Below are 25,109 nucleotides of genomic sequence, written 5' to 3' on the forward strand. Positions count from 1 at the left end.
CCATGAATCAAGTCGATATATCACCGGAAACGGTGGAGCGTGAGTACGCTCAAATAGCGGTTAAGTATAAATTGGTCGCGGCCAATGATGATGCCTTTGACGAAGACGGAGCACCGGAGCAAGTACCGGAAACCATGCAGCCGGAACGCATTGCATCACCGGAAACATTATCAAGGATGCAAGAGGTTGATATTGAGCTTGCCACACTTGAGAAATGGAAAGATGACCCCGAAGTGACACCGGAGCTTTTGCGCCACGGCATTGTGGCGACGAATCAAAGCGTGTCGAAGCTCAGTAAAATGGCGGTGCGTAAAATGGTCGGGCTGACTGCCTGTGACGATGCAATTGATGAGTTCGTCGAGGCGTTATCTCCGGTCATTATGCACCACTACCCTAAAGGCGGTTTACCGCAGTTCCTTTCTGAAAACGGCATGTATATCAGCCTTGCGTTTGCGGCGTGGGGTTTGGGTGGAAAGATAATGGAAGAGTACACCGCCAAACAGCAAGCCACCGAGCAAGGGCCAACACAGGAGCACCAAGAAGATGCAGCGTAATGATGGACAAATGATTCTAGCCATAGGCGTGTCACGTTCCGGTAAATCGGTACTGATTAAGCGCATAGCGGAAAAGCGTAAGCGTGTGATTGGATGGGATCCAAAAGGCGAATACGCCTTTCAAATGGGCTTTACTGCCTGCACTTCACCGGAAGAGTTTCTGGAAGCGGCTCGAAGCACTACCGGAGACGGCCGCATTGCGTTCATTCATTCTGACCCGAAAATGTTTGAGCTGTTTTGCGAAGTGGCATTTAACTTTAACCGTCAGGCTCCCTGTGTGATTATTTGCGAAGAGTTAGCCGCCGTAACGGGCACCGCAAAAGCCGCAGGCGCATGGGGCCGTTTGGTGAATCAGGGCTTAGCGTATGAGCCGCTTATTCTGGCAACGGTACAGCGCGGCCAAGAAGTGGATAAGTCAGTCATGAATAACTGCTCATTTATCCATGTGTGTATGCACAACACTGATGATGATGCGGTTTATATTTCGCGTAAGTTGGGCGTTGATATTGATCTCATTCCACGCGAAAAGCTCCAGTTCTTCCAGTGGCGTTCCGGTAGTGGCGTTGTGTGCTCCGGTAAAATTGATTTCAATGGCGCTAAATCAGACATCTGGCGCGAGGGAACACCGCAGCTACGGGTAGGCGGTAAAATCAAACGTATTGATGATTGGGGGCGTTTTGTCGGTGTGAACTACGGCTAATTGCTTTCCATTGACCACCAAAAGCACCGGACATTCCGGTGCTTTTTTGTTCCTGTCGTTGACGAGTTCCGGTGCTGTTTAGTTAGGGTTAAGGCTCTCCCACTATTCACAAACAGAGGATTCAAACGTGAATAAGAAAAACCTAAAAGCATGGGGCGGTACGGCGTTAGTCGTCGTTATTGTTCTCGTTGCGATTGGCTTTGCTAAGAAAAATAGCTCAGTCAAGAAAATCACAGATAAGGCAGGTATCTAATGTCACAGTTAAAAGCCGCCATTCGTGCACTGATGTCTAACCAACTTCCACGCCGCCAGAGTATTGACCGTTGGGACAACGTTCTCGCAGGTAAGGAAGCTATCCTAACCATCCCCGTTGGCCCGACTTACTACATGGTGGAAATCGGCCACAACTTGAACTTAACCGATATTGAATACATCCAGTTCAAGCTGAACGGTAAGCCTCATATCTTTGTGACGCCTCAAGAGCTAAAAGACTTAGCGACTGAAGCAGGCATCCACTGGAATGACAACCGCATTTGTATCTATTTCGGTGACCCGTCAATGACAAGCCTTGAAGGGCAATTCCTTGGCGAGATGGTGACCAAAATCACCGATACATGGAAATGCTACGTCAAACTCAAAGCAGGCGTGGCCTCCCCCGTTCTGACCGCTAGCGCGTTAACGATGCCAGCACAACCAGAGCGTTATTTCTTACCTGAGATCATTTCTACGTCAATGAAAGCCGCGCGCGGTGGTTACAACGATATTTCGGTTCCATCGGAATCTGATTTCTTTGTACGCCGCATCTTTATGTCCGGCGCAGATATTGAAGAGCTAGAAATCAAAATCGACGGTACGACTTACACCAAAGGCACAGCGGCAGACTTCAACGAAGATTTGCAACGCTTTAAACGTACTCCAATTGCGGACACGTTTGTGTTTGACCCAGTTCAGCAGGGTTTTGGTGCGCTCGGTGTGTTCCATCAATACGCCCCAGGTGGTGACCTTGTCTATCGCGTGAAAAAGACCAATGCGGGGGATTTCCCTGTATTGATTGAAGGCGTGCGGATGGTTAAGCCTCTGCCTACAGCATAAGGGGGCGCACATGTCTTGGACTGATTTTATCAAAGATGGCCTAGGGGCTTACGTTGAGATTGAAAAATCAAAAAACGAAACCGAAAAATCAAAATGGGATTACATGTCAAACGTGCCTCAAAACACGGGCGACCCTAACGATTTTCGTGAAGCTGAACCCGTCAAAGGCCAACAGTCCAACGGTGAAACCTTGGTCGCCCTACCTAACCAAAAATATGGCGGTGTGCCTGTTTGGGGTTGGGGCGTTATCGGGCTGACGTTTGTGATCATCTTATCCGTGTTGGTCATGTCGCTAAGCCGAGGTAAGTAACTATGTTGGGACTACTAGGCGGTATCTCAGGCGGTGCAGGGGGAATCAGTGCTGGCGCAGGGCCAGCACAATCTGGCTCTTCCAACTCGCAAGGCTCTATGAATTTCGGTGGTATTGGGAGCCGTAACGAGACCAATACCACAGGGCTAGGTGTCGCCGTCGTCATCGTCACCTTGCTCATAATTGGGGCGTTTTTCTATGCAACTCGAAATCGTAAATAAAGAATATAGCCCAGAAATGGCGCAGCAGTTAACGCCTGCCCTTGGTGAGTATTCCAAGGCGGTTTTGGGCGAAATCAAGCGCGGTTTGTCCCACATCTGGCAAATCAAAAATACGCTTTATGTGGTTCGTATCGAGCGTGATGTCAACGGGCTTGAAATGGTTGTCGTTGCGGCGGTTGGTGAGGGGCTAAAAGAAACGTCACAGCGCGTGGTTGAGCAAGCGGAGCAAATCGGGTGTTACTCGATACGCTTCCATACGCAACGCCCTGCCCTTGTCGGTTTGATGGGCCTACCGTTTCGCGAAAGTGAGCGTGTCTATCGTATGGCTGTAGGGGGTGAGCATGGGGCGCAGTAGTTCATCTAGTGCCAGTAGCAACTCCACCGTTGTCAATACCAACAACTATGCGTTGCAAGGTGATAACGAAGGCGTGGCGATTATGGGCAACGGGAACACCGTTACCACCACTGACCACGGGGCCATTAATGCGGCCTTTGAGTTGGGCAAGGAATCGCTCTCTTTTGCGGATATGGCGTTAACCGGTTCACTTGCGTTTGGTGAGAATGTTATCGGTGAATCTTTGGGTGCAGTCAGTGATTTGACGGATAAGCACATGCAAAGCCTCAATGATTTGACATTGCAGCAAGCCGAGCAAAACCGCGAACAAATTGAAGCAATCGGCCAACTGGCTAAGAACGTGCAAACAGGTGGACAAGCCGAAATTGCCGAAGCCAGTAAGACCATGCTCAAAGGGGTATTAACTGCCATTACGATTGTTATCGTTGTGGTGGTTATCGGTTCACTATTTAGGAGTTCAAACTAATGTCTTTGATTTTGCCGCACAAGCGCATATCAATGGAGATAGAGGGCCGCTATGTCTATATTCGGGCGTGTAGCGCGCCCGTTCTTATCACTTTCTATCCAAGCAACGACCAAATCAAACTTGGTTTTGGTGAAACCTACGATATTGGCCGAAATGACCCCACTAAGCAGTTCACACGTTTGGATGTGTACAACACATCGAGCGCGAACAACAGCGTGGAAATTGAAGCAGGTTTTGACGCCTTTACCGCCGCATCTGCGGGGGTTGGTTCGTCCATCAATATTGCATCAACCAGTCTAACGCTTCCGGTAGCAATACAAATGCCCGTAGACATCAACTCGATGCCTGCAATGAGTATTGCCCTAAATCAGTCGGTCAATGTTGGTAACTTCCCTGCTTCGTTTCAGGTGAGTAATTTTCCTGCTTCATTTGAAGTGAGTAATTTTCCAACTCAGTTTGAAGTGAACAACTTGCCAGCCGTTCAGACCGTGGAAAGTAAAGACACTGTCATCAACGGATTGCCTGAGGTCTCTTTTGATGTGGCAAATAAAACCATTGCAGCCAAAGCAGGACGCAAAGGCTTAATTCTGCAAGCACCGGAAACCAATCAAGGTGAAATTGTCGTGCAAGGTTTCTTGCGCGTGGCAGCGGGTGCAGTTGTGCCGTTCCCCGCTTCCAATCTGGTGACGTTGGTCGGAACGGTTGGTGATGTGCTCTACGTTGGGGAGGAATTGTAATGCAATTTGGTTACGTTCCCCCACGTCATGCGATAGCTGAAAACTTGTTGATCAACCCACGGGGCAAAATCAACCAAGCAAACGAGCCGGACGGTGTCATTGCAGCAGGCGATTATTTCTGTGATGGATGGAAAGCAGGCCCAGCAGGTTGTGAGGTTTACATTGAGCCAGACGGTTTCCGTTTAGTCAGTGGCTCCATACTGCAACTCATCCCCAACACGCTAGAAAGTGATCGCCTTATTCGCACAAACCTAGACGTGATTAGCGGCTCGCCCGTCATCAAGGTAAATGGTGTCGCCGATAAAAACGCTGCAGGTGTGGGTGAATATATTGAGATTGAAATCAGTGGCTTAAACTCAAAATTCAGCCGCATTTTGGCCGCGGATAGTCAGGTTAAGCCTGTTTATCAACAATCGAGCGATGAATTGTTTCCATGTTTACCTTTTTATTTTAAATATTCAGGACGATTTCACACCTACATATCTGAGTACTCAGGTAATACGGTTCACAATGTATTTATAAGGGAGTTTCACAAAGTACCCGCTTTGTCATTTTCAGGGATTAACGGTGCTGTAGGGGTAACGTCAAACATAAGAGGGATTCAATTGGTTAAGTCCGACACGGCTATTTTTGTTGATAACCTAACCCTAGACGCCCGACCGTAAGGACTTTGACCAATGAAATACGAAAACCAAGAAAAAACCGCAGTTATCGCAAACCACCCCAAAACGGGTGCTCAGTGGACAGTTCCCCGTGGTCACCGCTTTTGGTTTCAATGGGGAATCGACAAGGCCGAGGAACAAGGCCTAATCGAACCTGCTGACATCATAGAAATGCCAACGGCCTAACTATGAAACCAATCCACTTGATCTTAATTCTTTTCGCACTAATAGGGATTTTTCTTATGCGAGACAACAAAACATTAAGCAAATGGGCGTTATCAGCGCGAAGTAAAGCGAAAATGGCAGGGGTTCATGAAGACCTTAAAAATGTCGTTAGCCTCGCCTTACTTCTATCGCCGTATGATTTCGCCATTACCAGTGGCGTGCGTTCGGCAGAAGAACAGCGCGCCCTATTCGCGTCAGGCAAAAGCAATGCTGACGGAATAAACGCGAAGAGTCGCCACCAAACAGGCCACGCCGTCGACTTCATGGTTTATGACGAAAATGGCAAAGGCACATGGGAATGGAAATACTACAAAGCCGTAGCAGATGCCTTTAAGCAGGCGGCCAACCAGTTAGATATTCCCATCGTGTGGGGTGGTGATTGGACATCCATCAAAGATGGTCCACACATTGAGCTGAAAAAGAGCATGTATCCATGATTAGCTCAATCAACATCAACCGCACAGCCGTGATAGCCCTTATCGCTATCACGGTCATTTACTTCATCGTTCGCACCTTTGCAGCCAAAGCCGTCGAAACCCTAGACAATGCGGCCAAAGACGCGACTAAACCCGCAGGCGATTTACTCAGTGACATAACAGCCGCCATGAACGGCCATAAACCCGTAGAGCTGACGCCCCTAGTCATCCAAGAACACCACCTCAATTGGGATTACACCCTAACCCAAGAAGCGGAGCGCGTATTCTGGAAAATAGGCGACTATCAGCCCCTACTGTACAAACTCTTTGGCACCAAAGGGCGACCAATGAAAGTACAGTACCGTCACCTAGTAGGACGCCCTCTCACAGAGGAAACAATATGATAGGTGCAATCGTCAGTTTGGTAACAGGTGGAATCGACGCCTACAAACAACATAACCAAAACAAAGCCAACGAGCTAAAACGACAAGACGAAATGAAACAAGCGAGCCACGACAAACAAATGGAACGCTTACAATCAGGTGATGAAAAAGCCGCGAACCTCGATGAGCTAAGCATCAAAGAGCGCGGCTACAAAGACGAATTTCTATTCATCTTCTTCATCCCCATTATCTTGTGTTTCATACCCGATTACGCGCAATACGTTCACGCAGGCTTCCAAAGCTTGCAGCAAATACCAGAGCCGTATTGGTATGTCATCGGGGCAATCGTCATCGACACGCTCGGAATGCGCTCAATGCTGCGTTACCTACTCGAATTTTTCTCACACAAATTCAGAGGTAAATAATGGACTTTACCTTCTTATCAGGATGGACAATCACGCCCGACACAATCATAAGTTTGTGGCTAGCGTGGCAGCTAACCAAAGTAACAACCAATCACAACCTACGAATCACACTGTTAGAACAAGGAAAGAAAAAAGATGGCAACTAAAAAAGAAGCACTCAAAGCGAACGGAACACTAAAAAAGGGTTACCGTTGGGGCAAAGGCGGCACCATTCTAAAAGCCAAGAAAAAGCCCACCAAGCGCAAATAACAACTGCACTGACTCAAAAGCCCACATCATGTGGGCTTTGTTTGTTGTAACATAAATCAAGATTTTGATAAGTGTAACAGGAATCAAGATGGGCCGCTTTTTAGGTTGGCCGAATCAAAGCCCGGCTACGTTTGCGCCTACTCGTCACAAACCTCTTTTTTTTACGTCTGAACTCGATCACATTCGAGCCGATTTCCATACGAATATCGAGTTCCTGAAGGTCATACGCAGACAACTGGCGACCTGACGGCGTAAACAGCACATCCCCACGTATTTTAAAGCCCCTCCAAGCCTTACCCGTTGGCAAATAGCCCCTATGCTTAATCAAAAGCAAACGGACAACCGAAAGCGGCCAAGAGTGGTTTTTCTGCCAGTTCTTAACGGTATTAGGGTGAACTCCGAAGTATTCCGCTGCCTCTTTGTGATCGTCAAAATGCCACAGCATAATGTCGATAATTTGGTTTTTATAAAGGTCGTGGCAGTAAAGTTCGTCCCTGACTGATTTTTTCATGTGATCTTGTTCTCATTTTCATTAATGGAACAAAAATCATATTTTTCATGGGTTTTGGTGACAATAGACATTAAGTATCGCGTTTTATATATATTAGTTGTTTGTGATGTACTTAAAATACTGTCTATTTAATGCATACTGATTATTGACTCAGTAGAGAAATTGATTTCACATAAGCCAAAATAATACGCACTTTGATTTATAAACCATCATAGCAATTGAAACCATACATCCAAATTTCCACTTCACAGTGAAATCACACCTTACTCATAACTCTGCTGCATTGATTTGTATCCGTATGTATTTCTCTGGAACTTTATATTTAAATTTTTTGCCTATCTTGATTTTAGATTTTGCTTTCGCGCAGATTTGGTAATCACCGTTTGTCCCAACGCCTACAATTTCTGCATAACTTTGAACATGCTTCATTTCGATCATCACGTCACAATATCCATCAAGCTTAGATCTATATTTTTTAAGAGCTTTCAGCGTTTGCTGTTTTATTGATTTCGCGACAGGATTACTTTCTGAATCGTCGGCATAACCCTTTGAACAGAAAACTACTATCACTAACGAAATGATAACTACACAGATTTTTTTCATCGTCGAGAACCTTTACAGAGACTTCCATCATGATATCAGCGAGTTATAAATGGACGATGTGTAAAGTTAATCGTTTCGACGATGTTCGTTTTTTAATGAAAACAATCTGTAACTTAAGAATGGCAGACTCAATGTGACTTCTTGGTTCGTTGCTCTTTTGTATGAAATCCCTGATGAGGAAAAACATTGCGAATACGCTGTTGAATTTTTTTAGGTACGTCTTTAGAAAAAACCAACTTAACACCCGTTCTCTGCTGGTAAACTTTCAGTTCGCCGCTCAAATCTGTCTTTTCAGCAATCTCAGTCACATTATGTTTAAAACTTGGAGGGAAATGACCTTTAACTTGTGCTACGACACCATCTTTGAATTTAACTCTCAATATAGGCCGATCAACAGCGACTAACCAAAAGATAACTGCAGCAGCAGCCAGAATGACATACAACATTTTTATCTCCTTTCTTATTCAGACAGTAATTTACTTAAATCTTCTTTTAAACTTGAGACGGTTCTACTCGCTTTTTCGCTACGAGATGCTTCACTTAACAGGTATTCAATCGCGTCAGACAAAGTGCAACCAAGCTCATTGGCTCGATATGATAGTTTTTCCCACACTCGATAATCGAGATCGATAGATTTCTTTCTGGTGTGTAGTTGCTCGGCATTAAAGTGGCGTTTGCGTTTGGCTCTAATTGCTTGCTTGAGTTTATTACTCAGTTCAAGTGACATGTGCTGATCAATCCACCCAAGAACCAGATTGGGTTCATGCTCTATTTTTTTTAACTGTTCAATTGCAGCTAGAGCTTCACTTTTGTCTACATAACGAGTGATTGTTTCGCCATCCTTCCACTTATTAATTAAGTATTGCCACTTCCAACCCGATTCCAAATTTTCAAGCTGTTGATATTTCATAACGTAAAATCCATGCCAAGTTAGGGTGACAGCGTAACCCACCATCGTTCAGAGTTCAATTTTTGGATTCAAAAAAGCGAACAAGATCAAGCATAATAATGGAGCTGTTAGACATTGCTATTTTTCTATATAATCTGGCTTCTTTTAATAAACACTAGATTTCAATGACTCAAAATATTTGGCGTTCAGTCACACCTCAGTATGATCAATTCCACTCGCAACTAGCTCAGTACCCTAGTCTATCTCCGGTAACATTACTCGACACACAGCCCAGACTAGCAACCGCTATTCAGCAGTTTGTTCAATTGAAAGGTTTTACACGAGTGATGTTGATCAACGCGCCAGATAACTCAATCTATCGTCAATTAGTCAGTCAAAAACTTCAAGTAATAAAGCCAAACTCGCACGTTATTTGTACGGAGTCCCTCGATATGGAGACTATCTTTGGCCAATACCGCGCTGAAAATGGGCTTATCACCAGCGAAATTCCTGGTTTATTGGATAAAGCCAATGGTGGTTATCTTCTGATCTCCGCTAATATGCTGTTGGCTAATCCTAAAATGTGGCCATTATTAAAAGCGGCAGTATTAGGCGAAGATGTAAGCCCCATTAATTGTGATGCTAAATCACCACACCCCTCACCAATCTCTAAAAGATATGAGGTCAAACTGATCATTTTAGGTGATAGGAACCAGTTAGCCGATGTCGACTATTTGGATGCAGACGTCCGCTCAAGCTTTTGTTTCTACACCGAATTAGAGTTGGACCTGAAAATTGATGAACAGTCGATATTGACCTATCTCGCTTATTTACGTTGGATATCTGAAGAATACCAACTCCCTACACTGACTGAAGATGCCATTCCTGCTCTTATGACCGCAGGTGCCCGTTTCACGGAAGATCAACATTACACACCGTTATGTGTAATATGGCACAGAACACTCATAGAAGAAGCGGCCTTAGAGTCAAATCAGTATCCGATTACTAAATCTCATATCGAAAGTGCCTTAGACAAACGCTATTATCGAGAGTCTTATCTGCAGCAACGAGCACTCGACGACATACTTGATGGACAAGTCATTATTGAAACTCAAGGCGAACAAGTCGGCCAAGTTAATGGATTAACGGTGATCGATGTTGCTGGCCATCCTCTTTCCTATGGTGAACCAGCTCGTATTTCATGCGTTGTGCACTTTGGTGACGGTGATATTACCGATGTCGAACGCAAAGCCGAGCTCGGTGGTAATTTGCATGCAAAAGGCATGATGATAATGCAAGCCTTTGTAAGCAGTTCAATGAACCTTGACGCACCGCTTCCCTATTCTGCTTCGGTTGTCTTCGAACAATCATACAGCGAAGTGGATGGCGACAGTGCATCACTAGCCGAGTTATGTTCTTTAGTAAGCGCTTTATCTGAACATCCCATTAACCAACAAATCGCTGTGACAGGTGCGGTTGATCAATTCGGGCGAGTCCAAGCTGTTGGCGGGCTAAACGAAAAAATTGAAGGCTTCTACCATGTGTGTAAGCATCAGGGATTCACGGGTGGACAAGGCGTCATTCTACCAAGAACAAATCTAAAACATCTTGCGCTTCATAAAGATGTAGTCAATAGCATTAAAAATGATGAATTTCATATTTGGCCAGTCGCTACAGTTGATGAAGCCGTACCGATCCTTATGGGTGCGTCATTCAGAGGCGATGACGAAGAAAGCATCATTAATAAAATTGCTCAACGTATTGAAAACTTTGAAAGGCATGACCAATCACACAGTATTGCAGAGCGCATTAAAAACTGGTTTGTGTAGCACTGATCGGAGTTGTTTAGCGTACACGTGTTCCCTAATATGCACCCTATCAAAAATTGGAGTAACTGATAATGCAGAATAAACGAGATTCATATAATCGTGAAGACTTACTAGCCTCTAACCAAGGTGAGCTTTTTGGGCCTGGCTACCCTCAATTGCCAGCGCCAAATATGTTGATGATGGACCGCATCACCAAAATGTCAGAAACCGAGGGCGAGTATGGTAAAGGCCTTATTCTTGCTGAGTTAGATATTACTCCTGATCTATGGTTCTTCGATTGCCATTTCCCTGGCGATCCTGTAATGCCTGGCTGTTTAGGTTTAGATGCGATGTGGCAATTGGTTGGTTTCTTCCTTGGCTGGGTTGGTGGCAAAGGAAAAGGCCGGGCATTAGGTGTTGGTGAAGTTAAGTTCACAGGTCAGATCCTACCAACAGCAAAAAAAGTAACTTACGAAATCACGATGAAACGGGTTGTTAACCGTAAACTTGTAATGGGCCTAGCTGATGGTCGCGTTCTTGTCGATGGCAAAGAGATTTACGTTGCAAAGGACTTAAAAGTAGGTCTTTTCCAAGATACTTCTGCTTTTTAATGACGTTAAACTATTCATAAGCGACTCATAGAGTCGCTTTTTCTCATCAAAAATACTTAGTTATAGTGCTTTAGTGTGGCTTGAATACTAAAAAGCCCCTTCCGGGGCTTAAATCCTTTTGCATGTATGTGGGAGTTTATTTGTAGAGACCAGCTTGTTTGTCATCTCTGGCATCGCGCCAACCACCTAGCCAATATGAACGAGCGTCCGTTTGTTGATAAGGGCAAGCCTCTACGGAACGTCCGTTTAAGCCAGCTTTATACCCATGAGACTGTGCTCTTTCAAGGCGATCACGCTTTTGTCTCTTCATCATAGTGTAGTCCTCATACAGTAACTTGTGTCTTACATACAACTATTAAATCTACATGGCATATCTGTTACGCCACAATTAAGAATTGCTCAAAAATTCGACTTTCTCAAGTTACAAAAAAGGCGCAGATTCTAAATTGTGAACTTGCGCCATTCTTTACACTATTTAATTATTTTCTGCGGAACCTAAAGAGAGCAAGTAGTGTCAGAGTAATCCACCCCATACTACCGCCTTTACGTTCAACGGGTGGAAGTGCCGTGCTACGGATTTCAATATCGCTAGCCGCCGCGGCAGCAATCGGGATCAGTTTAATCGCGACAACGCTTTCACCTCCAGAAGTACAGTATGAGTTATGGGAGAAATCGTCATAGCCACCAGTACATTTAAATGCACTTGCTGCAATCACACCATCATCGTTGATATCTGAGGCTTCAAAAATACGGAACTGGTTATTATGTTGTGAGTAAGCCCCACCGTTGGTTAGATCATCTAGCCACCAACCTTGGTTCTGGAATAATGCCATTCTTGCTGCATTACTCCCTGTACCGTTGAAAGGATAGATAAAGCCACGATGACGACGTTGTTTGCCTCCATCTTCACGACCTTTTTCTGCATCGATTTGACCGACAATTTCATTGAAATTGTTGATCGCTTTCGCTTCACCGCCAGCACCAGTAAAGAAAATTCCACCTGATAGATAGTTAGCTACAGGTGTTCCGCTATTAGCATCTGCCACGAAAATACGGTTTGCTGCTGCGCCGCTTTCAGGTTTATCGCCTTTGCGTTTTGTTTCACCGATCACGATTAAATGGTTATTAATATCTGTCGCTAATGAGTTAGAGTAAATCACATCTCCATCCACTTTCAGTTCTGTACCAGTAATAACCTTACTACTCCACATATCATGCTTAGGGGTTGTTACGTCGTAACTTGCATTAGGATAGAATACTGTTGCTTGCATTCTAAACACATTATCATCGCGATAGGTATTAAAACCAGCCATAACCGGCTTGTTAGCGTAACTGCCAGATGTAGGAATAGCAGCGCCTCTTACACTTGCTTGTGCAGAGTATCCGCTACGGTTTGCTTCAACATCACCGACCCACCCTGTTACGCGGTAACCCGTCGATGTAGATGCTGTATCCCACATATAAGCTTGCGTTGCAAATGCAAAATTTTGACACTGACGAGTTAACTGTGGATCGAGACCATCACTCACACAAGTGTTAACATCGCCATTGTAGTCTTTGTTATCATCATCACCATTACCCGTTAAATAAGGGCTAACTGATGAACTACCAACCACAAACTTATGAGTACCATCACTGAATACATCATAAGCGAACGTCCGGCCCATTTTTTCAACAATTTTATTATTTGTGTCTTTGACAATTGTGGTGTCTGTTGGTGGATTTAAAATATTGCCATTATAAAAACCACGTTGACGGTAGCCTAGAGCGTAATTACTTCCAGACTGTGTGTAACCGCTGCTCGTAATACCAAAAGCAGAAGTACCGTCTAACCCAGTTAAAACGGTATTCTGAGTATTTGCAATAGAGCCAAAAGTCAAAACAACTTGCGATGAATTAACAAAGGCCGCTGCATTTTGTAGATAACTACCATTATCCCAAGCATCACGCTCACGTTTCAAACCGCCAGTTTCAACATTGTTGTACTCAAAACCATGCCATTGCTTATCAGCCCATGCCTCACAAGTAGAATAACCGAGTTCGTTAGAGCAATAGTTTTTGAGATCATCAATATCCTGATAAACAAAACGATTATCCATTTTGAATGGCACTTCATCACGATAGGAAATGCCATCAGAACCATTGAGCGTATCGCCACCGAGCGCAAAAGCATTACAGCTATTTCCGGCCGTAAAACATCCAAGAGGATTTGCTGAAAGGTTATCTTTTTGTATTGCCCTTCCATAATATTCATTAGCGACTAAGTTACCGGGTGTCACTTCTACAATTTGGTAAAGTGCAGCATGAGCTTGAGTGGCAGCCAGAATACTGGCCGCAATTACGGTGATTTTAAATGTTTTACTACTCATTAATAATCTCTAACTTTCCTGTTGCATTGCTTCGAGCTCTTCCCAGCGCTCGAAAGCAATTTCAAGCTCCTGGTCTTTCGCAGTTAACTTATCTAAAACGGGCTGTGTTTTGTCTGCTGATTGCATGAAAAACTCAGGATCGTTCACTTGCTGTTGAAGCATTTCAATATCATTCTCAAGTTGCTCTAACATTGCGGGCAACTCATCCATTTCTCGCTGCAGTTTATAAGATAACTTTTTAGGTTTTGTCTTAATTGGCGCTGTTTTGAGAGTTTCCTCAACCACTTTTTCTTTATTGCTGACATTTTCAGCAACTCGTGACTGCAAAACCTGAGCTCTTTGTTGCTGAGCATCGTGATAGCCTCCAACAAATTCTTCAATTTTGCCATCGCCTTCAAAAATCCAACTCGTTGTTACAGTATTATCAACAAATTGACGATCGTGGCTGACAAGCAGCAATGTGCCTTGGTAATTGGCAAGCAAATCTTCTAAAAGTTCCAAAGTTTCGATATCTAAATCGTTGGTTGGTTCATCTAAAATCAATAAATTATTCGGTTTGAGGAAAATACGAGCAAGCAACAGTCTGTTTTTCTCACCACCAGATAGCGCTTTTACTGGCGTTCTCGCACGTTTAGGGGCAAACAAGAAATCTTGTAAGTAGCTTAATGCGTGCCGTGGGCGCCCAGCCACCATCACTTCTTGTTTTCCGTCAGCTAAGTTGTCAATTACCGACTTCTCAGGATCGAGGATCTCACGGTACTGATCAAAATAAGCAACTTCAAGTTTGGTACCGCAATGTAATTTGCCACTCTGAGGTTGTAAATCACCCAACAGCAGTTTCAGCAGCGTACTTTTACCGCATCCGTTAGGGCCAATAAGTGCAATGCGATCACCACGCATGATATTGAAACTGAAGTTCGAGACAATGTTTTTGCCATCAATGCTATAGCTAATATCCTTCGCTTCGAAGACAATTTTTCCTGAACGCGCAGCGTCATCGATTTGCAAGTTTGCTTTGCCCTGTACCTCACGGCGATCATTACGCTCTTCTCTTAGCTTCTTGAGTGCTCTTACACGCCCTTCGTTACGAGTACGACGCGCTTTGATGCCTTGGCGAATCCAAACTTCTTCTTGGGCCAATTTCTTATCAAACTCGGCATTTTGCATCTCTTCTACGCGCAAGGCTTCTTCCTTGGCGACAAGGTACTGATCATAATCACCAGGAAACGAGCTGAGTTTACCGCGGTCAAGATCAACAATGCGTGTCGCCATTGAGTGGATGAACGTCCGGTCATGCGATACAAAGATGATCGAGCCTCTAAAATCTTTCAAAAAGCCTTCGAGCCATTCGATGGTGGTTACATCAAGGTGGTTAGTCGGTTCATCAAGCAAAAGGACATCAGGATCACACACTAGTGCTCTTGCAAGAGCCGCTTTACGCTGCCATCCACCGGATAAATCCGTTAGTTTGGTGTGGCCATCCAGTTTCAACGCCGCCAGAACATTTTGAATACGTTCTTCAAAACGCCATGCCCCTGTATGCTCTAGCTGCTCTTGAATGCGAGATAACTTATTGATATTACTTTCACTTGGATCGACAACGATGAGATCCAAAAGATCTTGATAGATCTTTAGATACTCACCAACTTCCGCTAATCCACCAGCAACATAATCAAAAACGGTGCCGGCTTCATCTCTAGGCGGATCTTGTTCTAATCGAGAAACAACAACATCTTGTTCTATCTGCATTTTTCCGTCGTCCATGATGATTTCTCTCGCAAGAACTTTCATCATAGTCGACTTGCCTGCACCGTTCCGGCCGACGAGACAAACTCGTTCATTTTCTTGCAATGCGAAATCTGCATGATCGAGTAATGGGTGGTCCCCAAATGCTAATTGACCGTTATGGATGGTAATTAATGCCATTATTTTCTAACCAATGAAGTAATGTTTGTTGGTCAAAGGGCCAGCTCAGTTCGGATTCTTGGTATTTAAGAACCGGAATGGTGACCCCGTAACGAGAGAAGAGCGCATCATCAAATGCAATATCAACAAGTTGTACTTGTTCAGCAATGTTTGCCTGCTGAACAAGCTGAAATGCCATCTCACAGAGATGGCATCCTTCAGTACTGTAAAGCGTGAACAACTTCATTCCCTATTCACTGCGTGCATGGGAAATGGTCCAGCAGTTGTGGATCTGCTTATTGCGTTCAAAATCCAGTGGCAATGTTTGCGCTGAAATATTTTGAGCAACTAAACCAAGCTCAGCTAGCGCTTCTAAATCCATTTTAAAATGTCGTTTATTGTTTGAAAACACAATCGTACCTTCTGGACGTAGGATACGTTTTAAATTTTCCATCAACTTAATATGATCGCGTTGTACATCAAATGTGTGTTCCATACGTTTGGAATTTGAGAATGTCGGCGGATCGATAAATATCAAATCAAATTGTTCTTTTGCAGTCTCTAGCCATTGCACACAGTCGGCTTGTTCAAAGCGATGCTGGTGTCCAACTTGACCGTTGAGCTTTAAGTTGTCTTTAGCCCATTCTAAATAGGTTTTAGACATATCAACCGTCATGGTTGATTTTGCTCCACCGCAAGCGGCATGAACGGTTGCAGAGCCAGTGTAAGCAAATAGATTGAGGAAGTCTTTACCCTTTGCCATTTGCCCTAAGCGACGACGCGTCAATTTATGATCAAGGAATAAACCCGTATCGAGATAATCATGTAAATTGACAATCAGTTTAACGCCATACTCGTTCACTTCCATTGTCTCAGAAATTTGCCCTAATTTTTGATATTGAGAGCGCCCTTTCTGTTTTTCACGAACTTTGAGTACCACTTTATTTGCTTCTGTTCCGGTGACTTGAATCGCGGCACGAATGATATCTGTTAAACGGCGTTTCGCCTTTTCTTCTGGAATATCCTTAGGTGCGGCGTATTCTTGGATCACTAGGTGGTCGAGATAAACATCGATCGCAACATTGTATTCAGGCAAATCAGCGTCATAAATACGATAGCAATCGAGTGATTCACGTTTCGCCCACTTACCAATTTTCGCAATATTTTTCTTTAAACGATTCGAAAAATCAGGAGCAATCACCGATTCTTGAGAAATAGACGCTCCCGGCTCTACCGTGCGCAATGAAATTGAGTAGTTCTTTTGGTGACAAGGTAACGCACCGTTATTTAACTTAAACTGCTTTTCAGCGCGCATACGCAAACAACTGAGTAATTCGTCAGAGCTTGAGAAAATCGACGCTTGGCAACCGCCAAATTCAGCCTTTAATTGCCCACCAAATGCCGTGTATAAAGCAATCAAACCAGGATGTGTACCTAAACGTTCACCATAGGGTGGATTACAGATAACTACACCATCCTCAAACCCTTCAGGACGTTTGATCAGTGCCGCATCACCTAGCTGGAAGGTAATCAGTTCTTCAACCCCTGCGCGGCGAGCGTTATCTTTCGCGGTTTGCAGCACTCGTGCATCGTTATCAAAACCAAAGAACTTACAGTCAACTTTCTTGACACCACGTCTTGCTTGAACATTGGCCTCTGATTTTATTTGCGCCCATAGTTCTGCATCAAAATCCTCTAAAGCTTCGAAACTCCACTTTGGACGCTTGAGACTAGGGGCCATACCAGCAGCCATCATGGCCGCCTCAATGAGCAAAGTACCAGAACCACACATTGGGTCGAGCAGTGGCTTCGTTTCACTCCATCCACTACGCAAAATAATAGCCGCTGCTAATGTTTCACGAAGTGGTGCTCGCCCCGCTTCGGTACGGTAACCGCGCTGATGTAAACCACCGCCCACCATATCAATCCCTAAAATGGCTTTATCTTTATGCAAGCGTACATGGATACGAAGATCTGCATGATCTTTATCGATCGAAGGGCGCGGTAAGTTCTTTTTGGTGAAACAGTCGACAACCGCATCCTTTACTTTCATCGCGCCGTACTGACTGTTGCGGATTTCGTTATTTGTGCCGTTGAAGTCGACAACAAACTTTTTCGAACTATGAAAATGATTAACCCAGCTCACTGAACTTGCTGACAAGTAAAGATCCATATCATTTTGGCAGGTAAATTCAGAGAGGACGCGAACAAATCTTGATGCTAGACGGCTCCACAAACAACAGCGATAAATCTGCTCTTTCGACGCTTTAAATTTTACCCCGGCCTGCACGGGTTTTGCGTCCGTAATCCCTAATTTGGTTAGTTCTTCAACTAATAGGTTCTCAAGACCGTTTGAGGTAACCGCTAGATATTGGTTCATACTGCTCTTTTACTGATAAAAATGACCACGCATTATACCTGACAATCCCACGCTTGAGTAAAACAAAGTGTCTCTTTCACCTTCTCAACCATTCAATTGCTTAACTACTCGCCAATTTTACAAATAGACAAGCTTCGAGCATTGCAAAAACATCTCACTAGATATAGCAAGGTCTACGGGATAAGTGAGTATTTATTCACTGCAAAATTGGACTATACCAGATTGATTTTTGCAGTGTAAATTAATTACAAATGAGCTAAAAATGGGAATATGTCGGCCATTTCTAGCAATGTAGACACTGTTTATAACGTCACTTTTAAAGAAAAAAACATCAGAATCCTGAACAAATCTCACATTTAAGATCGAATTCAGACGGATAGGATTGAGTTGGGGAAAAGCTCTAGGCAAAAAAAATCGGCTATTAAGCCGATGGGAAATGAAACAAAGGAACGAAACGTTGTGCTATTAGGGAAAAGTTAACTCACAAGAGCAACGTGCTCTTCGAGAAAAATATGATTGGCGCAAGCCATACGGTCATGCATAACCTTAATGACCTGTCCGAATTCCAGCTGTTTGGAACCATTCAGTATGAACGCATCCAAATCGACTAAGGCGCAAAGACTAGCGCAGTCCCCTACCTCAAGTACGATGAAATAACCTTGGCTGTAGCCGTTGACCAACCGAACAATGTCACCTTCACTCGGTTCAAAACCGTAGCCTTGATGATCAAAAAACCAACTTTTAGGCTGGACAGGTTTATGAAAACGCTTAGCGGCAACACAATAGAGTGCTAATTCGGCTTGTCTTGGCTCACTTAAACCTAAATAGGCAATTTGCTCTTTGTAGGTTTGGAAAGCACTCGCATCATCGACTGAAAAATGATTCTCAGCAAAAGCACAATCGACGAGCAGATTACGGTAAAGATTGGTCTTAAAAACCATCTCATCACCAAGGTACAACATCAGGCAGCTTTCGCTATCTGAATAATACCAACTCCATTTGTCACTTGGTTTAAGCATCGTTCCACTCTCTAATTTTAATGAATTATCAAACTATTAGGTAAAACGCTTAATTACCTTTGCCAGCTAGTGAATGTAATTTTAAGAACAGAAATATAAAAAAAAAGAGGAAATGAATAACTCATTCCCTCTTACTTTGACCCAGTCACTTTTTATTTTTCTGAGTAAATACCTTTAAATCGCACTTATTTACAGGTTCTTGACAATATCTCTCACTAAGCCTGGGCCGTGGTAAATGAATCCTGAATAGACTTGTACTAGTTTCGCGCCCGCCAACATTTTTTCTTTTGCAGCGATACAAGAATCAATACCACCCACTCCAATAATGGGCAGCTTATCACCCAACTCTTGGTACAAGCACTTAATCACTTCAGTACTTCTTGATTGAACAGGACGGCCACTTAACCCACCCGCTTCATTCGCGAATTTCATACCTTCCACCAGCGACCGATCCAATGTGGTATTAGTCGCGATAACGCCATCAATATTATGCTTGAGTAACGATTGGCAAATTTGTTTAAGTTCGTCATCAGAAAGATCGGGAGCGATCTTTAATGTTAACGGAACGTATTTATTATGCAGCTTAGCCAATTCAGATTGCTTCGCTTTCAGTACGGCAAGCAAATCATCCAATGCCTCACCATATTGTAACGTTCGTAACCCAGGAGTGTTGGGGGATGAAATGTTCACTGCTATGTAACCAGCATATGGGTAAACTTTCTCCATACAAATAAGATAGTCATCTGCCCCATTTTCAATCGGTGTATCTTTATTCTTTCCAATGTTGATACCGATAATGCCGTCATATTTAGCTTTCTTAACGTTCTCAACCAGGTTGTCGACACCTAAGTTGTTAAAGCCCATTCGATTGATAATACCTTCCGCTTGGATCAAACGGAATAAACGCGGTTTATCGTTACCAGATTGAGGACGTGGAGTCACGGTACCAACTTCGACAAAACCAAACCCCATTGCACCAAAAGCTTCTATGCATTCCCCATTTTTATCTAGGCCAGCGGCCAAACCTACAGGGTTTCTAAAAGTTAAACCCATGCATTCGACTGGGCGATTGGGTAAGTGTTGACGATAGAAGAGATCAAGAGGAGTGCCTGTGAAACGTTTAAAGTTTTCAATGGCGAGATCATGTGCCTTTTCGGCATCAAGTTGAAAAAAGCCAGTCCTGGCTAAGCGGTAGAGCATTGTGCCTCCGAAATAAAAAGCCCCGTATAAACGGGGCATTATTATTTACTCATTTGCCGCACAATTCAAATTTAAAAGTACTAATTCTCTTAATGCTACTGAGAATTTTGCAAATTCATGTACTGCACCAACTTTAAATTCGTTGAGGATACTCTCCCAGCGCATTAAGGATACTTCATTACTAGCAATCCATTCATCCAGTGCTTTCATTACATCGAGTTCTTCTGGTGCACAAGTACAATTCAATACTTGCGCAGTGAGTTGACGCTGCTGCCAGTCTAAATCTTCACGGAATGCAGCGCGAGCTAGTGCTTGCCAATTGTTATCCACCGCTTGACCGTTAATCTGTTTTAAGAACCAGTGCAGTGATAAACGATCACCTAAGTTAAAGTAAAGCTTAGCTGTCTGAGCAACAGTCTTACCTTTATCACGTGCCACTGTAGATATATCCAGTGCTGAGTACAGGCTTGATAAACGAGCAACGTAATTCGCCAGTTCTGAGTTAATGCCTTTATCAATCCAGACTTGAGCCATGGCATTATGCTCTGCAACCTCTTCAGCAACGAGCATATTATCTAGTTCAGCGGAAACGGCATTGACGTCAGTTTGATAAAGCGCAATCAAATCTTTGGCCGATTGTTTGCCTGAACGATTACGCAGCAACCAACGAGATAAGCGGCGTAAGGTTCGGCGTACTAAGAAAATCACATCGTACTGTGCATCGGCTTCTGCTTTATTGTCGAGTAAACGAACCTGCTCAAGAACACGGCCTAAACCATAGATTTCTCTTGCCGCAGTGTAAGCATTGGCAATATCGACAACATTCGCACCAGTCTCTTCTTGCAGACGGGTCACGAAATTACATCCCATTTCGTTCACCATCTGATTGGCCAGAGCCGTAGCAATGATCTCTGCACGAAGTGGATGCTGTTGCATGTGCTGAGAATAGTTACGACGTAACTCAGTAGGGAAATAGTTGATCAACTGCTGTGAATGGAATTCATCGTGTGAAATCTCTTCACAAGCCAATTCCTCTTTCAACACCATTTTGCCGTATGCCACTAATACCGATAGCTCCGGACGGGTTAATGCAAATCCCTGCTTCTCACGCTCAAGCAAAGTTTCATCATCTGGAATATATTCCAATGCTCGGTCAAGGTGCCCTGCTTTTTCCATAGCATGGATGAAACGAATTTGCTCTTTAACTAACGATACACCCTGTTGCTCAGTGACAGAAATAGCTTCAGATTGAGCGTAAGCATCTTCAATAACGATGCCTCCTACTTCGTCTTCCATCGACTCTAAGATCTGATTACGTTGTTTGACGGTAAGATCACCATTCGCCACCAAGCCATTCAAGAAGATCTTAATATTAACTTCATTATCCGAGCAATCGACGCCGCCAACGTTATCAACAAAGTCGGTATTAACACGACCACCAGTTAATGCATACTCAACACGTCCAAGTTGAGTCATACCTAAGTTACCACCTTCACCGATCACTTTTGTACGAAGATCGCGTCCATCAATTCTTAGAGCATCGTTAGCACGGTCACCTACATCAGAATGGCTCTCTTTCGATGATTTAACATAGGTGCCGATGCCTCCGTTCCACAGAAGATCCACTTCCATTTTCAAAATCATTTTAATCAGCTCATTAGGCGCAACAGAAGCCTTCTTAGTGCCGATCATTTTTTGAATTTCAGGCGTTAAGGTGATCGATTTCGCTTTGCGAGAGAAGATGCCACCACCTTTTGAGATCAACTTTGCGTTGTAATCTTCCCAGCTAGATCGTGGCGTGTTGAATAAGCGATTGCGCTCTTCCCAACTTTTTGCTGAATTTGGTGTTGGATCGATGAAAATATGCAAATGGTTAAACGCTGCTTGCAAACAGATGTGTTTAGACAGCAGCATCCCATTACCGAACACATCTCCAGCCATATCGCCGATGCCAATCGCTGTGAAATCTGTGGTTTGGCAGTTAATGCCCATCTCACGGAAGTGGCGCTTGACTGACTCCCATCCCCCTTTTGCTGTAATCCCCATGGCTTTATGGTCGTAACCATTTGAACCACCAGAAGCAAAAGCGTCACCTAGCCAGAAATTGTATTCTGCTGACACTGAGTTAGCCAAATCGGAAAATGTTGCTGTCCCTTTATCCGCGGCTACAACTAAGTAAGGGTCATCTTCATCATGACGAACGACATTTTTAGGTGGAACGACTTCGCCTTCAATAATATTGTCGGAAACATCGAGTAATGCACGAATAAAACGTTTATAGCAGCGTTGTCCCTCGGCAAAGATCTCATCACGCGTGGTAAACATGTGCTGTTTCTTACACACAAAACCACCTTTTGCTCCCACAGGAACAATAACGGTATTTTTTACCTGTTGCGCTTTCACTAACCCTAGAATCTCGGTACGGAAATCTTCTTGGCGATCAGACCAACGTAATCCGCCACGTGCTATTTTACCACCACGTAAATGAACACCTTCAATATCAGGCGCATAAACGAAGATTTCGAAAGCCGGCACAGGAGCTGGAATTTCAGAAATCTCTTTCGGTTTCATTTTTAAAGAAAGCCAAGGTTTGATCTGATTGTTTTCATCCAGCTGGAAGTAGTTAGTACGGATCGTTGCACTGATCATCTCCATATAACGACGAATAATACGATCATCATCCAAGCTATCAACACGATCTAACTCTTCAGTAATAGCGTTAATAAGATCCGTTTGCCCTTTTTGAGCCCCTTTGTGTTTAGGATCAAACCGCTTTAAGAATAGTTCCACCAGCCCTTTTGCTACATCTGGATAATGGCTGAGTGTATCTTCAATATATTGTTGACTGAATGGGAAACCCACTTGGCGCATGTAACGCGCATAAGCACGAAGAATCGATACTTCGCGCCCCGTTAATGAAGCACCGAGTACTAGTCGGTTGAAGCCATCACTCTCTAATTCACCAGCCCAAATAGCCGCAAATGCTTGTTGAAAACGATCTCTCGCTTCTCGAAGATCGACACTCTTATCGCTCTTATGCAGCATTGAGAAATCTAAGATCCAATACGTTTGTCCATTTAACTTGCGTACTTCATAAGGTGACTCTCCGATCACCCTCAGCCCTAAGTTTTCCAACATCGGCATCACATCAGAAAGATGGATTGGCTCGTCACGGTGATAGAGTTTTAAGCGCACCGCTTTTGAATCGGCCGCTTCTTCTTGTGGGCGATAGAACAACATGCCGAGTTTGTGCTCTTCATCTAAGGCTTCCAATCGCTGGATATCATCCACCGCTGAACCCGGCATCATGTCTTCTTTGTAAGAACGAGGGAATGCGCGCATGTATTCTTTCGATAATGGCAGTCCTTTACTCTCTCCAAAGTTTGCTACGATCGCATCTGATAAACGATCATCCCAAGTTGATGATGCTTCCATTAAATTCTGCTCTACCGTTTTTACATCGACATCCATATTGTTATTATCAACACGTACGATGTAGTGTGTTCTTGCCAATGGGCTTTCTGAAAAATAAGTGGTGAACTCAACATCTTGCTCACAACCAAAGTACTGTTTGAAAATTCGTTGCGTTTGGCGGCGAAGCTCGGTGTTATAGCGCTCTTTGGTCACATAGACCATGCAACTGAAGAAACGACCAAACGGGTCTTTACGAACAAACAGACGCAGCAAATCCCTATCTTGCATTTGCACTACGCCCATCCCAACTTCTAACATCTCTTCTTCACGTGCTTGCAGTAACTCATCACGAGGATAGTTTTCTAGAATATTGTGCAGCGCTTTATAGGAATACGAGCCTGCACGATAACCGCTGGCTTTTAGGATACGTTCTACTTTTTCGCGGATCAGCGGAATAGTTTCGACACTTTGGTTATATACCGCCGAGGTATATAGACCAGTGAAACGATGTTCACCGATCACTTTACCTGCCTTGTCGAACTTTTTAACGCCGATATAATCGGTATAAGCTGGGCGGTGGATACGTGATTGGGTATTGCCTTTAGTGACAATCAATAAAAAAGGCTTTTTGGCTTCAAGGCGCGCGGAATCAGGAAAGTCAGATAATTTTACGCTGCGCACACGTTTTGAATCAGAAAATAAACCCAGCCCTTTTTCTGCTGTTGGTCTCAGTTCAGTATCGCCTTCGACTGTCACGAGGTCGTATTCTTTGTACCCCATGAAAGTGAAATTATGATTTCCCATCCACTTTAAGAATTTGATGGTTTCTTCGTAACGATCACTTTCTACAGGAATGAACTCTTTTTGTGTCTCTAATTGCGCAATCACTTGCACCAGTTTTTCTGACATTGGTTGCCAGTCTTGCACCACTAAAGCTGTATCGCTCAGAATACTAAGCAACTCATTTTTCAACTGTGTCATCGCTTCTTTGCTGCTAAGGCGGTCGACTTCAATATGAAAAAGAGATTGCAGAACACCCTCACCTTGGTTTACCGAAGTAATAACACCGTTATCGGTGCGCGAGATTTGCGTTGGACCATTGAGCATGAGGTGTGACGATAAATCCAAACGGCTGAGCGCCATTTTAATGGAGTCCACAAGAAACGGACTATCAGGGATTACTATTTCAACAATCGTGTGCGTTGACTGCCAACCTTGGCGGCTTACTGTCGGGTTAAATACCCGCACTGAGCGCTCCTCTGGGTTTTTCTCGTTAATATGGTGCCATAGGCTAACTATCGCACCATATAAGTCAGATTCATTACGTTCAGTCAGATCATCTTTCGAAATGTTACTAAATAGATGTTGAGCAAGTTGGGTCACGAGCGGTTGATGAGCAAGATCGAGTTTGTCTTGAATCAGTTTGTACACTTTTTCAAGCAGAACTGGCACTAAAGTTTCACGCGCAGTCATAGTAGACTCCAAGATTATTATTTTTGTAGGGTATGCGGTAAGCATAGCGCTTACCATTGGTAATGCTTGCTTTATTGTAAAAGCTTTATTGACAAATAGTTAACAGTTTTAGGGCAGGTCTGAGGTGAAATG

At 43.9% G+C, this 25,109-nt stretch carries 28 protein-coding genes; 16 read left to right on the forward strand and 12 right to left on the reverse strand.

Features of this window, described 5'->3' with window-relative positions; genetic code table 11:
• Window positions 1-2: 2 nt before the first annotated feature.
• The 14 genes from AACQ75_RS06425 (at window position 3) to AACQ75_RS06490 (ending at window position 6,546) form a co-directional block, all read left to right on the forward strand.
• Complete coding sequence (locus AACQ75_RS06425) at window positions 3-554, forward strand: hypothetical protein (protein ID WP_170888433.1); 552 nt, start codon at window positions 3-5, stop codon at window positions 552-554.
• A complete protein-coding gene (locus tag AACQ75_RS06430) occupies window positions 544-1,254 on the forward strand; it encodes a hypothetical protein (protein WP_170888434.1) in 711 nt (236 codons plus the stop codon). Before AACQ75_RS06425 ends, AACQ75_RS06430 begins: the two co-directional genes overlap by 11 nt.
• 127 nt (window positions 1,255-1,381) lie before the next feature.
• A complete protein-coding gene (locus AACQ75_RS06435; protein WP_255211886.1) occupies window positions 1,382-1,507 on the forward strand; it encodes a hypothetical protein in 126 nt (41 codons plus the stop codon).
• Complete coding sequence (locus AACQ75_RS06440; protein ID WP_094129200.1) at window positions 1,507-2,346, forward strand: major capsid protein P2; 840 nt, start codon at window positions 1,507-1,509, stop codon at window positions 2,344-2,346. The genes AACQ75_RS06435 and AACQ75_RS06440 overlap by 1 nt, the downstream gene beginning before the upstream one ends.
• Window positions 2,347-2,356: 10 nt before the next feature.
• A complete protein-coding gene (locus tag AACQ75_RS06445) occupies window positions 2,357-2,656 on the forward strand; it encodes a hypothetical protein (protein ID WP_094129197.1) in 300 nt (99 codons plus the stop codon).
• A 2-nt stretch (window positions 2,657-2,658) separates the two neighbouring features.
• The gene (locus tag AACQ75_RS06450) at window positions 2,659-2,877 is read left to right on the forward strand and encodes a hypothetical protein (RefSeq protein ID WP_094129194.1); all 219 of its coding nucleotides are present in this window, start codon (window positions 2,659-2,661) and stop codon (window positions 2,875-2,877) included.
• A complete protein-coding gene (locus AACQ75_RS06455; RefSeq protein WP_094129191.1) occupies window positions 2,855-3,232 on the forward strand; it encodes a hypothetical protein in 378 nt (125 codons plus the stop codon). Before AACQ75_RS06450 ends, AACQ75_RS06455 begins: the two co-directional genes overlap by 23 nt.
• Window positions 3,219-3,698, forward strand: a complete 480-nt coding sequence (locus AACQ75_RS06460; protein ID WP_170888435.1) for a hypothetical protein — start codon at window positions 3,219-3,221, stop codon at window positions 3,696-3,698. The genes AACQ75_RS06455 and AACQ75_RS06460 overlap by 14 nt, the downstream gene beginning before the upstream one ends.
• A complete protein-coding gene (locus AACQ75_RS06465; RefSeq protein WP_170888436.1) occupies window positions 3,698-4,435 on the forward strand; it encodes a hypothetical protein in 738 nt (245 codons plus the stop codon). Before AACQ75_RS06460 ends, AACQ75_RS06465 begins: the two co-directional genes overlap by 1 nt.
• Window positions 4,435-5,100, forward strand: coding sequence for a hypothetical protein (locus AACQ75_RS06470; RefSeq protein WP_170888437.1), 666 nt, complete (start codon window positions 4,435-4,437; stop codon window positions 5,098-5,100). The genes AACQ75_RS06465 and AACQ75_RS06470 overlap by 1 nt, the downstream gene beginning before the upstream one ends.
• A gap of 12 nt (window positions 5,101-5,112) precedes the next feature.
• Window positions 5,113-5,283 (forward strand): hypothetical protein, encoded by a 171-nt coding sequence (locus AACQ75_RS06475; RefSeq protein ID WP_170888438.1) that lies wholly within the window; start codon window positions 5,113-5,115, stop codon window positions 5,281-5,283.
• A gap of 56 nt (window positions 5,284-5,339) precedes the next feature.
• Window positions 5,340-5,759 carry a M15 family metallopeptidase gene (locus AACQ75_RS06480; RefSeq protein ID WP_094129179.1) on the forward strand — a complete coding sequence of 140 codons (420 nt, stop codon included), beginning with the start codon at window positions 5,340-5,342 and terminating at the stop codon, window positions 5,757-5,759.
• Window positions 5,756-6,142: a hypothetical protein gene (locus tag AACQ75_RS06485; protein ID WP_094129176.1), complete on the forward strand. Its 387-nt coding sequence runs from the start codon at window positions 5,756-5,758 to the stop codon at window positions 6,140-6,142. Before AACQ75_RS06480 ends, AACQ75_RS06485 begins: the two co-directional genes overlap by 4 nt.
• Window positions 6,139-6,546, forward strand: coding sequence for a hypothetical protein (locus AACQ75_RS06490; RefSeq protein WP_170888439.1), 408 nt, complete (start codon window positions 6,139-6,141; stop codon window positions 6,544-6,546). The genes AACQ75_RS06485 and AACQ75_RS06490 overlap by 4 nt, the downstream gene beginning before the upstream one ends.
• Window positions 6,547-6,895: 349 nt before the next feature.
• Here the strand turns inward: AACQ75_RS06490 and AACQ75_RS06495 are convergent, their stop codons facing one another.
• From AACQ75_RS06495 to matP, 4 genes are all read right to left on the reverse strand, one after another.
• Window positions 6,896-7,306 (reverse strand): DUF3653 domain-containing protein, encoded by a 411-nt coding sequence (locus AACQ75_RS06495; RefSeq protein ID WP_094129169.1) that lies wholly within the window; start codon window positions 7,304-7,306, stop codon window positions 6,896-6,898.
• 267 nt (window positions 7,307-7,573) lie between these two features.
• A complete protein-coding gene (locus tag AACQ75_RS06500; protein ID WP_013856900.1) occupies window positions 7,574-7,909 on the reverse strand; it encodes a hypothetical protein in 336 nt (111 codons plus the stop codon).
• A gap of 128 nt (window positions 7,910-8,037) precedes the next feature.
• Window positions 8,038-8,355: a DUF3634 family protein gene (locus tag AACQ75_RS06505; RefSeq protein WP_013856901.1), complete on the reverse strand. Its 318-nt coding sequence runs from the start codon at window positions 8,353-8,355 to the stop codon at window positions 8,038-8,040.
• A gap of 14 nt (window positions 8,356-8,369) precedes the next feature.
• Window positions 8,370-8,819 (reverse strand): macrodomain Ter protein MatP, encoded by a 450-nt coding sequence (gene matP / locus AACQ75_RS06510; protein ID WP_026027109.1) that lies wholly within the window; start codon window positions 8,817-8,819, stop codon window positions 8,370-8,372.
• Between the two features lie 164 nt (window positions 8,820-8,983).
• Here matP and AACQ75_RS06515 point away from each other — a divergent pair, with 164 nt between their 5' ends.
• Together AACQ75_RS06515 and fabA are read left to right on the forward strand one after the other, a co-directional pair.
• Window positions 8,984-10,627: a S16 family serine protease gene (locus tag AACQ75_RS06515; RefSeq protein ID WP_170888440.1), complete on the forward strand. Its 1,644-nt coding sequence runs from the start codon at window positions 8,984-8,986 to the stop codon at window positions 10,625-10,627.
• 71 nt (window positions 10,628-10,698) lie between these two features.
• Entirely contained in the window at window positions 10,699-11,217 is a 519-nt protein-coding gene (gene fabA, locus AACQ75_RS06520) for a bifunctional 3-hydroxydecanoyl-ACP dehydratase/trans-2-decenoyl-ACP isomerase (RefSeq protein WP_170888441.1), read from the forward strand.
• Between the two features lie 136 nt (window positions 11,218-11,353).
• Here fabA and rmf read toward each other — a convergent pair whose 3' ends face one another.
• The 8 genes from rmf to AACQ75_RS06560 all read right to left on the reverse strand — a co-directional run bounded on the left by rmf (window position 11,354) and on the right by AACQ75_RS06560 (window position 24,977).
• Complete coding sequence (rmf, locus tag AACQ75_RS06525; RefSeq protein WP_010320553.1) at window positions 11,354-11,527, reverse strand: ribosome modulation factor; 174 nt, start codon at window positions 11,525-11,527, stop codon at window positions 11,354-11,356.
• Window positions 11,528-11,696: 169 nt separating this feature from the next.
• A complete protein-coding gene (locus AACQ75_RS06530) occupies window positions 11,697-13,586 on the reverse strand; it encodes a DUF3466 family protein (protein WP_170888442.1) in 1,890 nt (629 codons plus the stop codon).
• 9 nt (window positions 13,587-13,595) lie between these two features.
• Complete coding sequence (locus AACQ75_RS06535; RefSeq protein WP_170888443.1) at window positions 13,596-15,512, reverse strand: ABC transporter ATP-binding protein; 1,917 nt, start codon at window positions 15,510-15,512, stop codon at window positions 13,596-13,598.
• Window positions 15,490-15,738, reverse strand: coding sequence for a glutaredoxin family protein (locus AACQ75_RS06540; RefSeq protein WP_013856908.1), 249 nt, complete (start codon window positions 15,736-15,738; stop codon window positions 15,490-15,492). Before AACQ75_RS06540 ends, AACQ75_RS06535 begins: the two co-directional genes overlap by 23 nt.
• Before the next feature lie 3 nt (window positions 15,739-15,741).
• Window positions 15,742-17,871, reverse strand: coding sequence for a bifunctional 23S rRNA (guanine(2069)-N(7))-methyltransferase RlmK/23S rRNA (guanine(2445)-N(2))-methyltransferase RlmL (gene rlmKL, locus AACQ75_RS06545; RefSeq protein ID WP_170888444.1), 2,130 nt, complete (start codon window positions 17,869-17,871; stop codon window positions 15,742-15,744).
• A gap of 476 nt (window positions 17,872-18,347) precedes the next feature.
• The gene (locus AACQ75_RS06550; protein WP_170888445.1) at window positions 18,348-18,890 is read right to left on the reverse strand and encodes a cell division protein ZapC; all 543 of its coding nucleotides are present in this window, start codon (window positions 18,888-18,890) and stop codon (window positions 18,348-18,350) included.
• A 189-nt stretch (window positions 18,891-19,079) separates the two neighbouring features.
• Window positions 19,080-20,090: a quinone-dependent dihydroorotate dehydrogenase gene (gene pyrD / locus AACQ75_RS06555; RefSeq protein WP_017044698.1), complete on the reverse strand. Its 1,011-nt coding sequence runs from the start codon at window positions 20,088-20,090 to the stop codon at window positions 19,080-19,082.
• 45 nt (window positions 20,091-20,135) lie between these two features.
• The gene (locus AACQ75_RS06560; protein ID WP_170888446.1) at window positions 20,136-24,977 is read right to left on the reverse strand and encodes an NAD-glutamate dehydrogenase; all 4,842 of its coding nucleotides are present in this window, start codon (window positions 24,975-24,977) and stop codon (window positions 20,136-20,138) included.
• Window positions 24,978-25,109: the final 132 nt, after the last annotated feature.

Origin of the sequence: Vibrio sp. B1-2 (assembly GCF_963888445.1) — a bacterium.
GTDB classification, from domain to species: domain Bacteria; phylum Pseudomonadota; class Gammaproteobacteria; order Enterobacterales; family Vibrionaceae; genus Vibrio; species Vibrio anguillarum.

Excerpts from the sequence above, each read along its gene's own strand:
- AACQ75_RS06425 (WP_170888433.1), top strand. The coding sequence starts at position 3 with ATGAATCAAGTCGATATATCACCGGAAACGGTGGAGCGTGAGTACGCT.
- AACQ75_RS06430 (WP_170888434.1), top strand. The coding sequence starts at position 544 with ATGCAGCGTAATGATGGACAAATGATTCTAGCCATAGGCGTGTCACGT.
- AACQ75_RS06440 (WP_094129200.1), top strand. The coding sequence starts at position 1,507 with ATGTCACAGTTAAAAGCCGCCATTCGTGCACTGATGTCTAACCAACTT.
- AACQ75_RS06445 (WP_094129197.1), top strand. The coding sequence starts at position 2,357 with ATGTCTTGGACTGATTTTATCAAAGATGGCCTAGGGGCTTACGTTGAG.
- AACQ75_RS06450 (WP_094129194.1), top strand. The coding sequence starts at position 2,659 with ATGTTGGGACTACTAGGCGGTATCTCAGGCGGTGCAGGGGGAATCAGT.
- AACQ75_RS06455 (WP_094129191.1), top strand. The coding sequence starts at position 2,855 with ATGCAACTCGAAATCGTAAATAAAGAATATAGCCCAGAAATGGCGCAG.
- AACQ75_RS06460 (WP_170888435.1), top strand. The coding sequence starts at position 3,219 with ATGGGGCGCAGTAGTTCATCTAGTGCCAGTAGCAACTCCACCGTTGTC.
- AACQ75_RS06465 (WP_170888436.1), top strand. The coding sequence starts at position 3,698 with ATGTCTTTGATTTTGCCGCACAAGCGCATATCAATGGAGATAGAGGGC.
- AACQ75_RS06470 (WP_170888437.1), top strand. The coding sequence starts at position 4,435 with ATGCAATTTGGTTACGTTCCCCCACGTCATGCGATAGCTGAAAACTTG.
- AACQ75_RS06475 (WP_170888438.1), top strand. The coding sequence starts at position 5,113 with ATGAAATACGAAAACCAAGAAAAAACCGCAGTTATCGCAAACCACCCC.
- AACQ75_RS06480 (WP_094129179.1), top strand. The coding sequence starts at position 5,340 with ATGCGAGACAACAAAACATTAAGCAAATGGGCGTTATCAGCGCGAAGT.
- AACQ75_RS06485 (WP_094129176.1), top strand. The coding sequence starts at position 5,756 with ATGATTAGCTCAATCAACATCAACCGCACAGCCGTGATAGCCCTTATC.
- AACQ75_RS06490 (WP_170888439.1), top strand. The coding sequence starts at position 6,139 with ATGATAGGTGCAATCGTCAGTTTGGTAACAGGTGGAATCGACGCCTAC.
- AACQ75_RS06495 (WP_094129169.1), bottom strand. The coding sequence starts at position 7,306 with ATGAAAAAATCAGTCAGGGACGAACTTTACTGCCACGACCTTTATAAA.
- AACQ75_RS06500 (WP_013856900.1), bottom strand. The coding sequence starts at position 7,909 with ATGAAAAAAATCTGTGTAGTTATCATTTCGTTAGTGATAGTAGTTTTC.
- AACQ75_RS06505 (WP_013856901.1), bottom strand. The coding sequence starts at position 8,355 with ATGTTGTATGTCATTCTGGCTGCTGCTGCAGTTATCTTTTGGTTAGTC.
- matP (WP_026027109.1), bottom strand. The coding sequence starts at position 8,819 with ATGAAATATCAACAGCTTGAAAATTTGGAATCGGGTTGGAAGTGGCAA.
- AACQ75_RS06515 (WP_170888440.1), top strand. The coding sequence starts at position 8,984 with ATGACTCAAAATATTTGGCGTTCAGTCACACCTCAGTATGATCAATTC.
- fabA (WP_170888441.1), top strand. The coding sequence starts at position 10,699 with ATGCAGAATAAACGAGATTCATATAATCGTGAAGACTTACTAGCCTCT.
- rmf (WP_010320553.1), bottom strand. The coding sequence starts at position 11,527 with ATGAAGAGACAAAAGCGTGATCGCCTTGAAAGAGCACAGTCTCATGGG.
- AACQ75_RS06530 (WP_170888442.1), bottom strand. The coding sequence starts at position 13,586 with ATGAGTAGTAAAACATTTAAAATCACCGTAATTGCGGCCAGTATTCTG.
- AACQ75_RS06535 (WP_170888443.1), bottom strand. The coding sequence starts at position 15,512 with ATGGCATTAATTACCATCCATAACGGTCAATTAGCATTTGGGGACCAC.
- AACQ75_RS06540 (WP_013856908.1), bottom strand. The coding sequence starts at position 15,738 with ATGAAGTTGTTCACGCTTTACAGTACTGAAGGATGCCATCTCTGTGAG.
- rlmKL (WP_170888444.1), bottom strand. The coding sequence starts at position 17,871 with ATGAACCAATATCTAGCGGTTACCTCAAACGGTCTTGAGAACCTATTA.
- AACQ75_RS06550 (WP_170888445.1), bottom strand. The coding sequence starts at position 18,890 with ATGCTTAAACCAAGTGACAAATGGAGTTGGTATTATTCAGATAGCGAA.
- pyrD (WP_017044698.1), bottom strand. The coding sequence starts at position 20,090 with ATGCTCTACCGCTTAGCCAGGACTGGCTTTTTTCAACTTGATGCCGAA.
- AACQ75_RS06560 (WP_170888446.1), bottom strand. The coding sequence starts at position 24,977 with ATGACTGCGCGTGAAACTTTAGTGCCAGTTCTGCTTGAAAAAGTGTAC.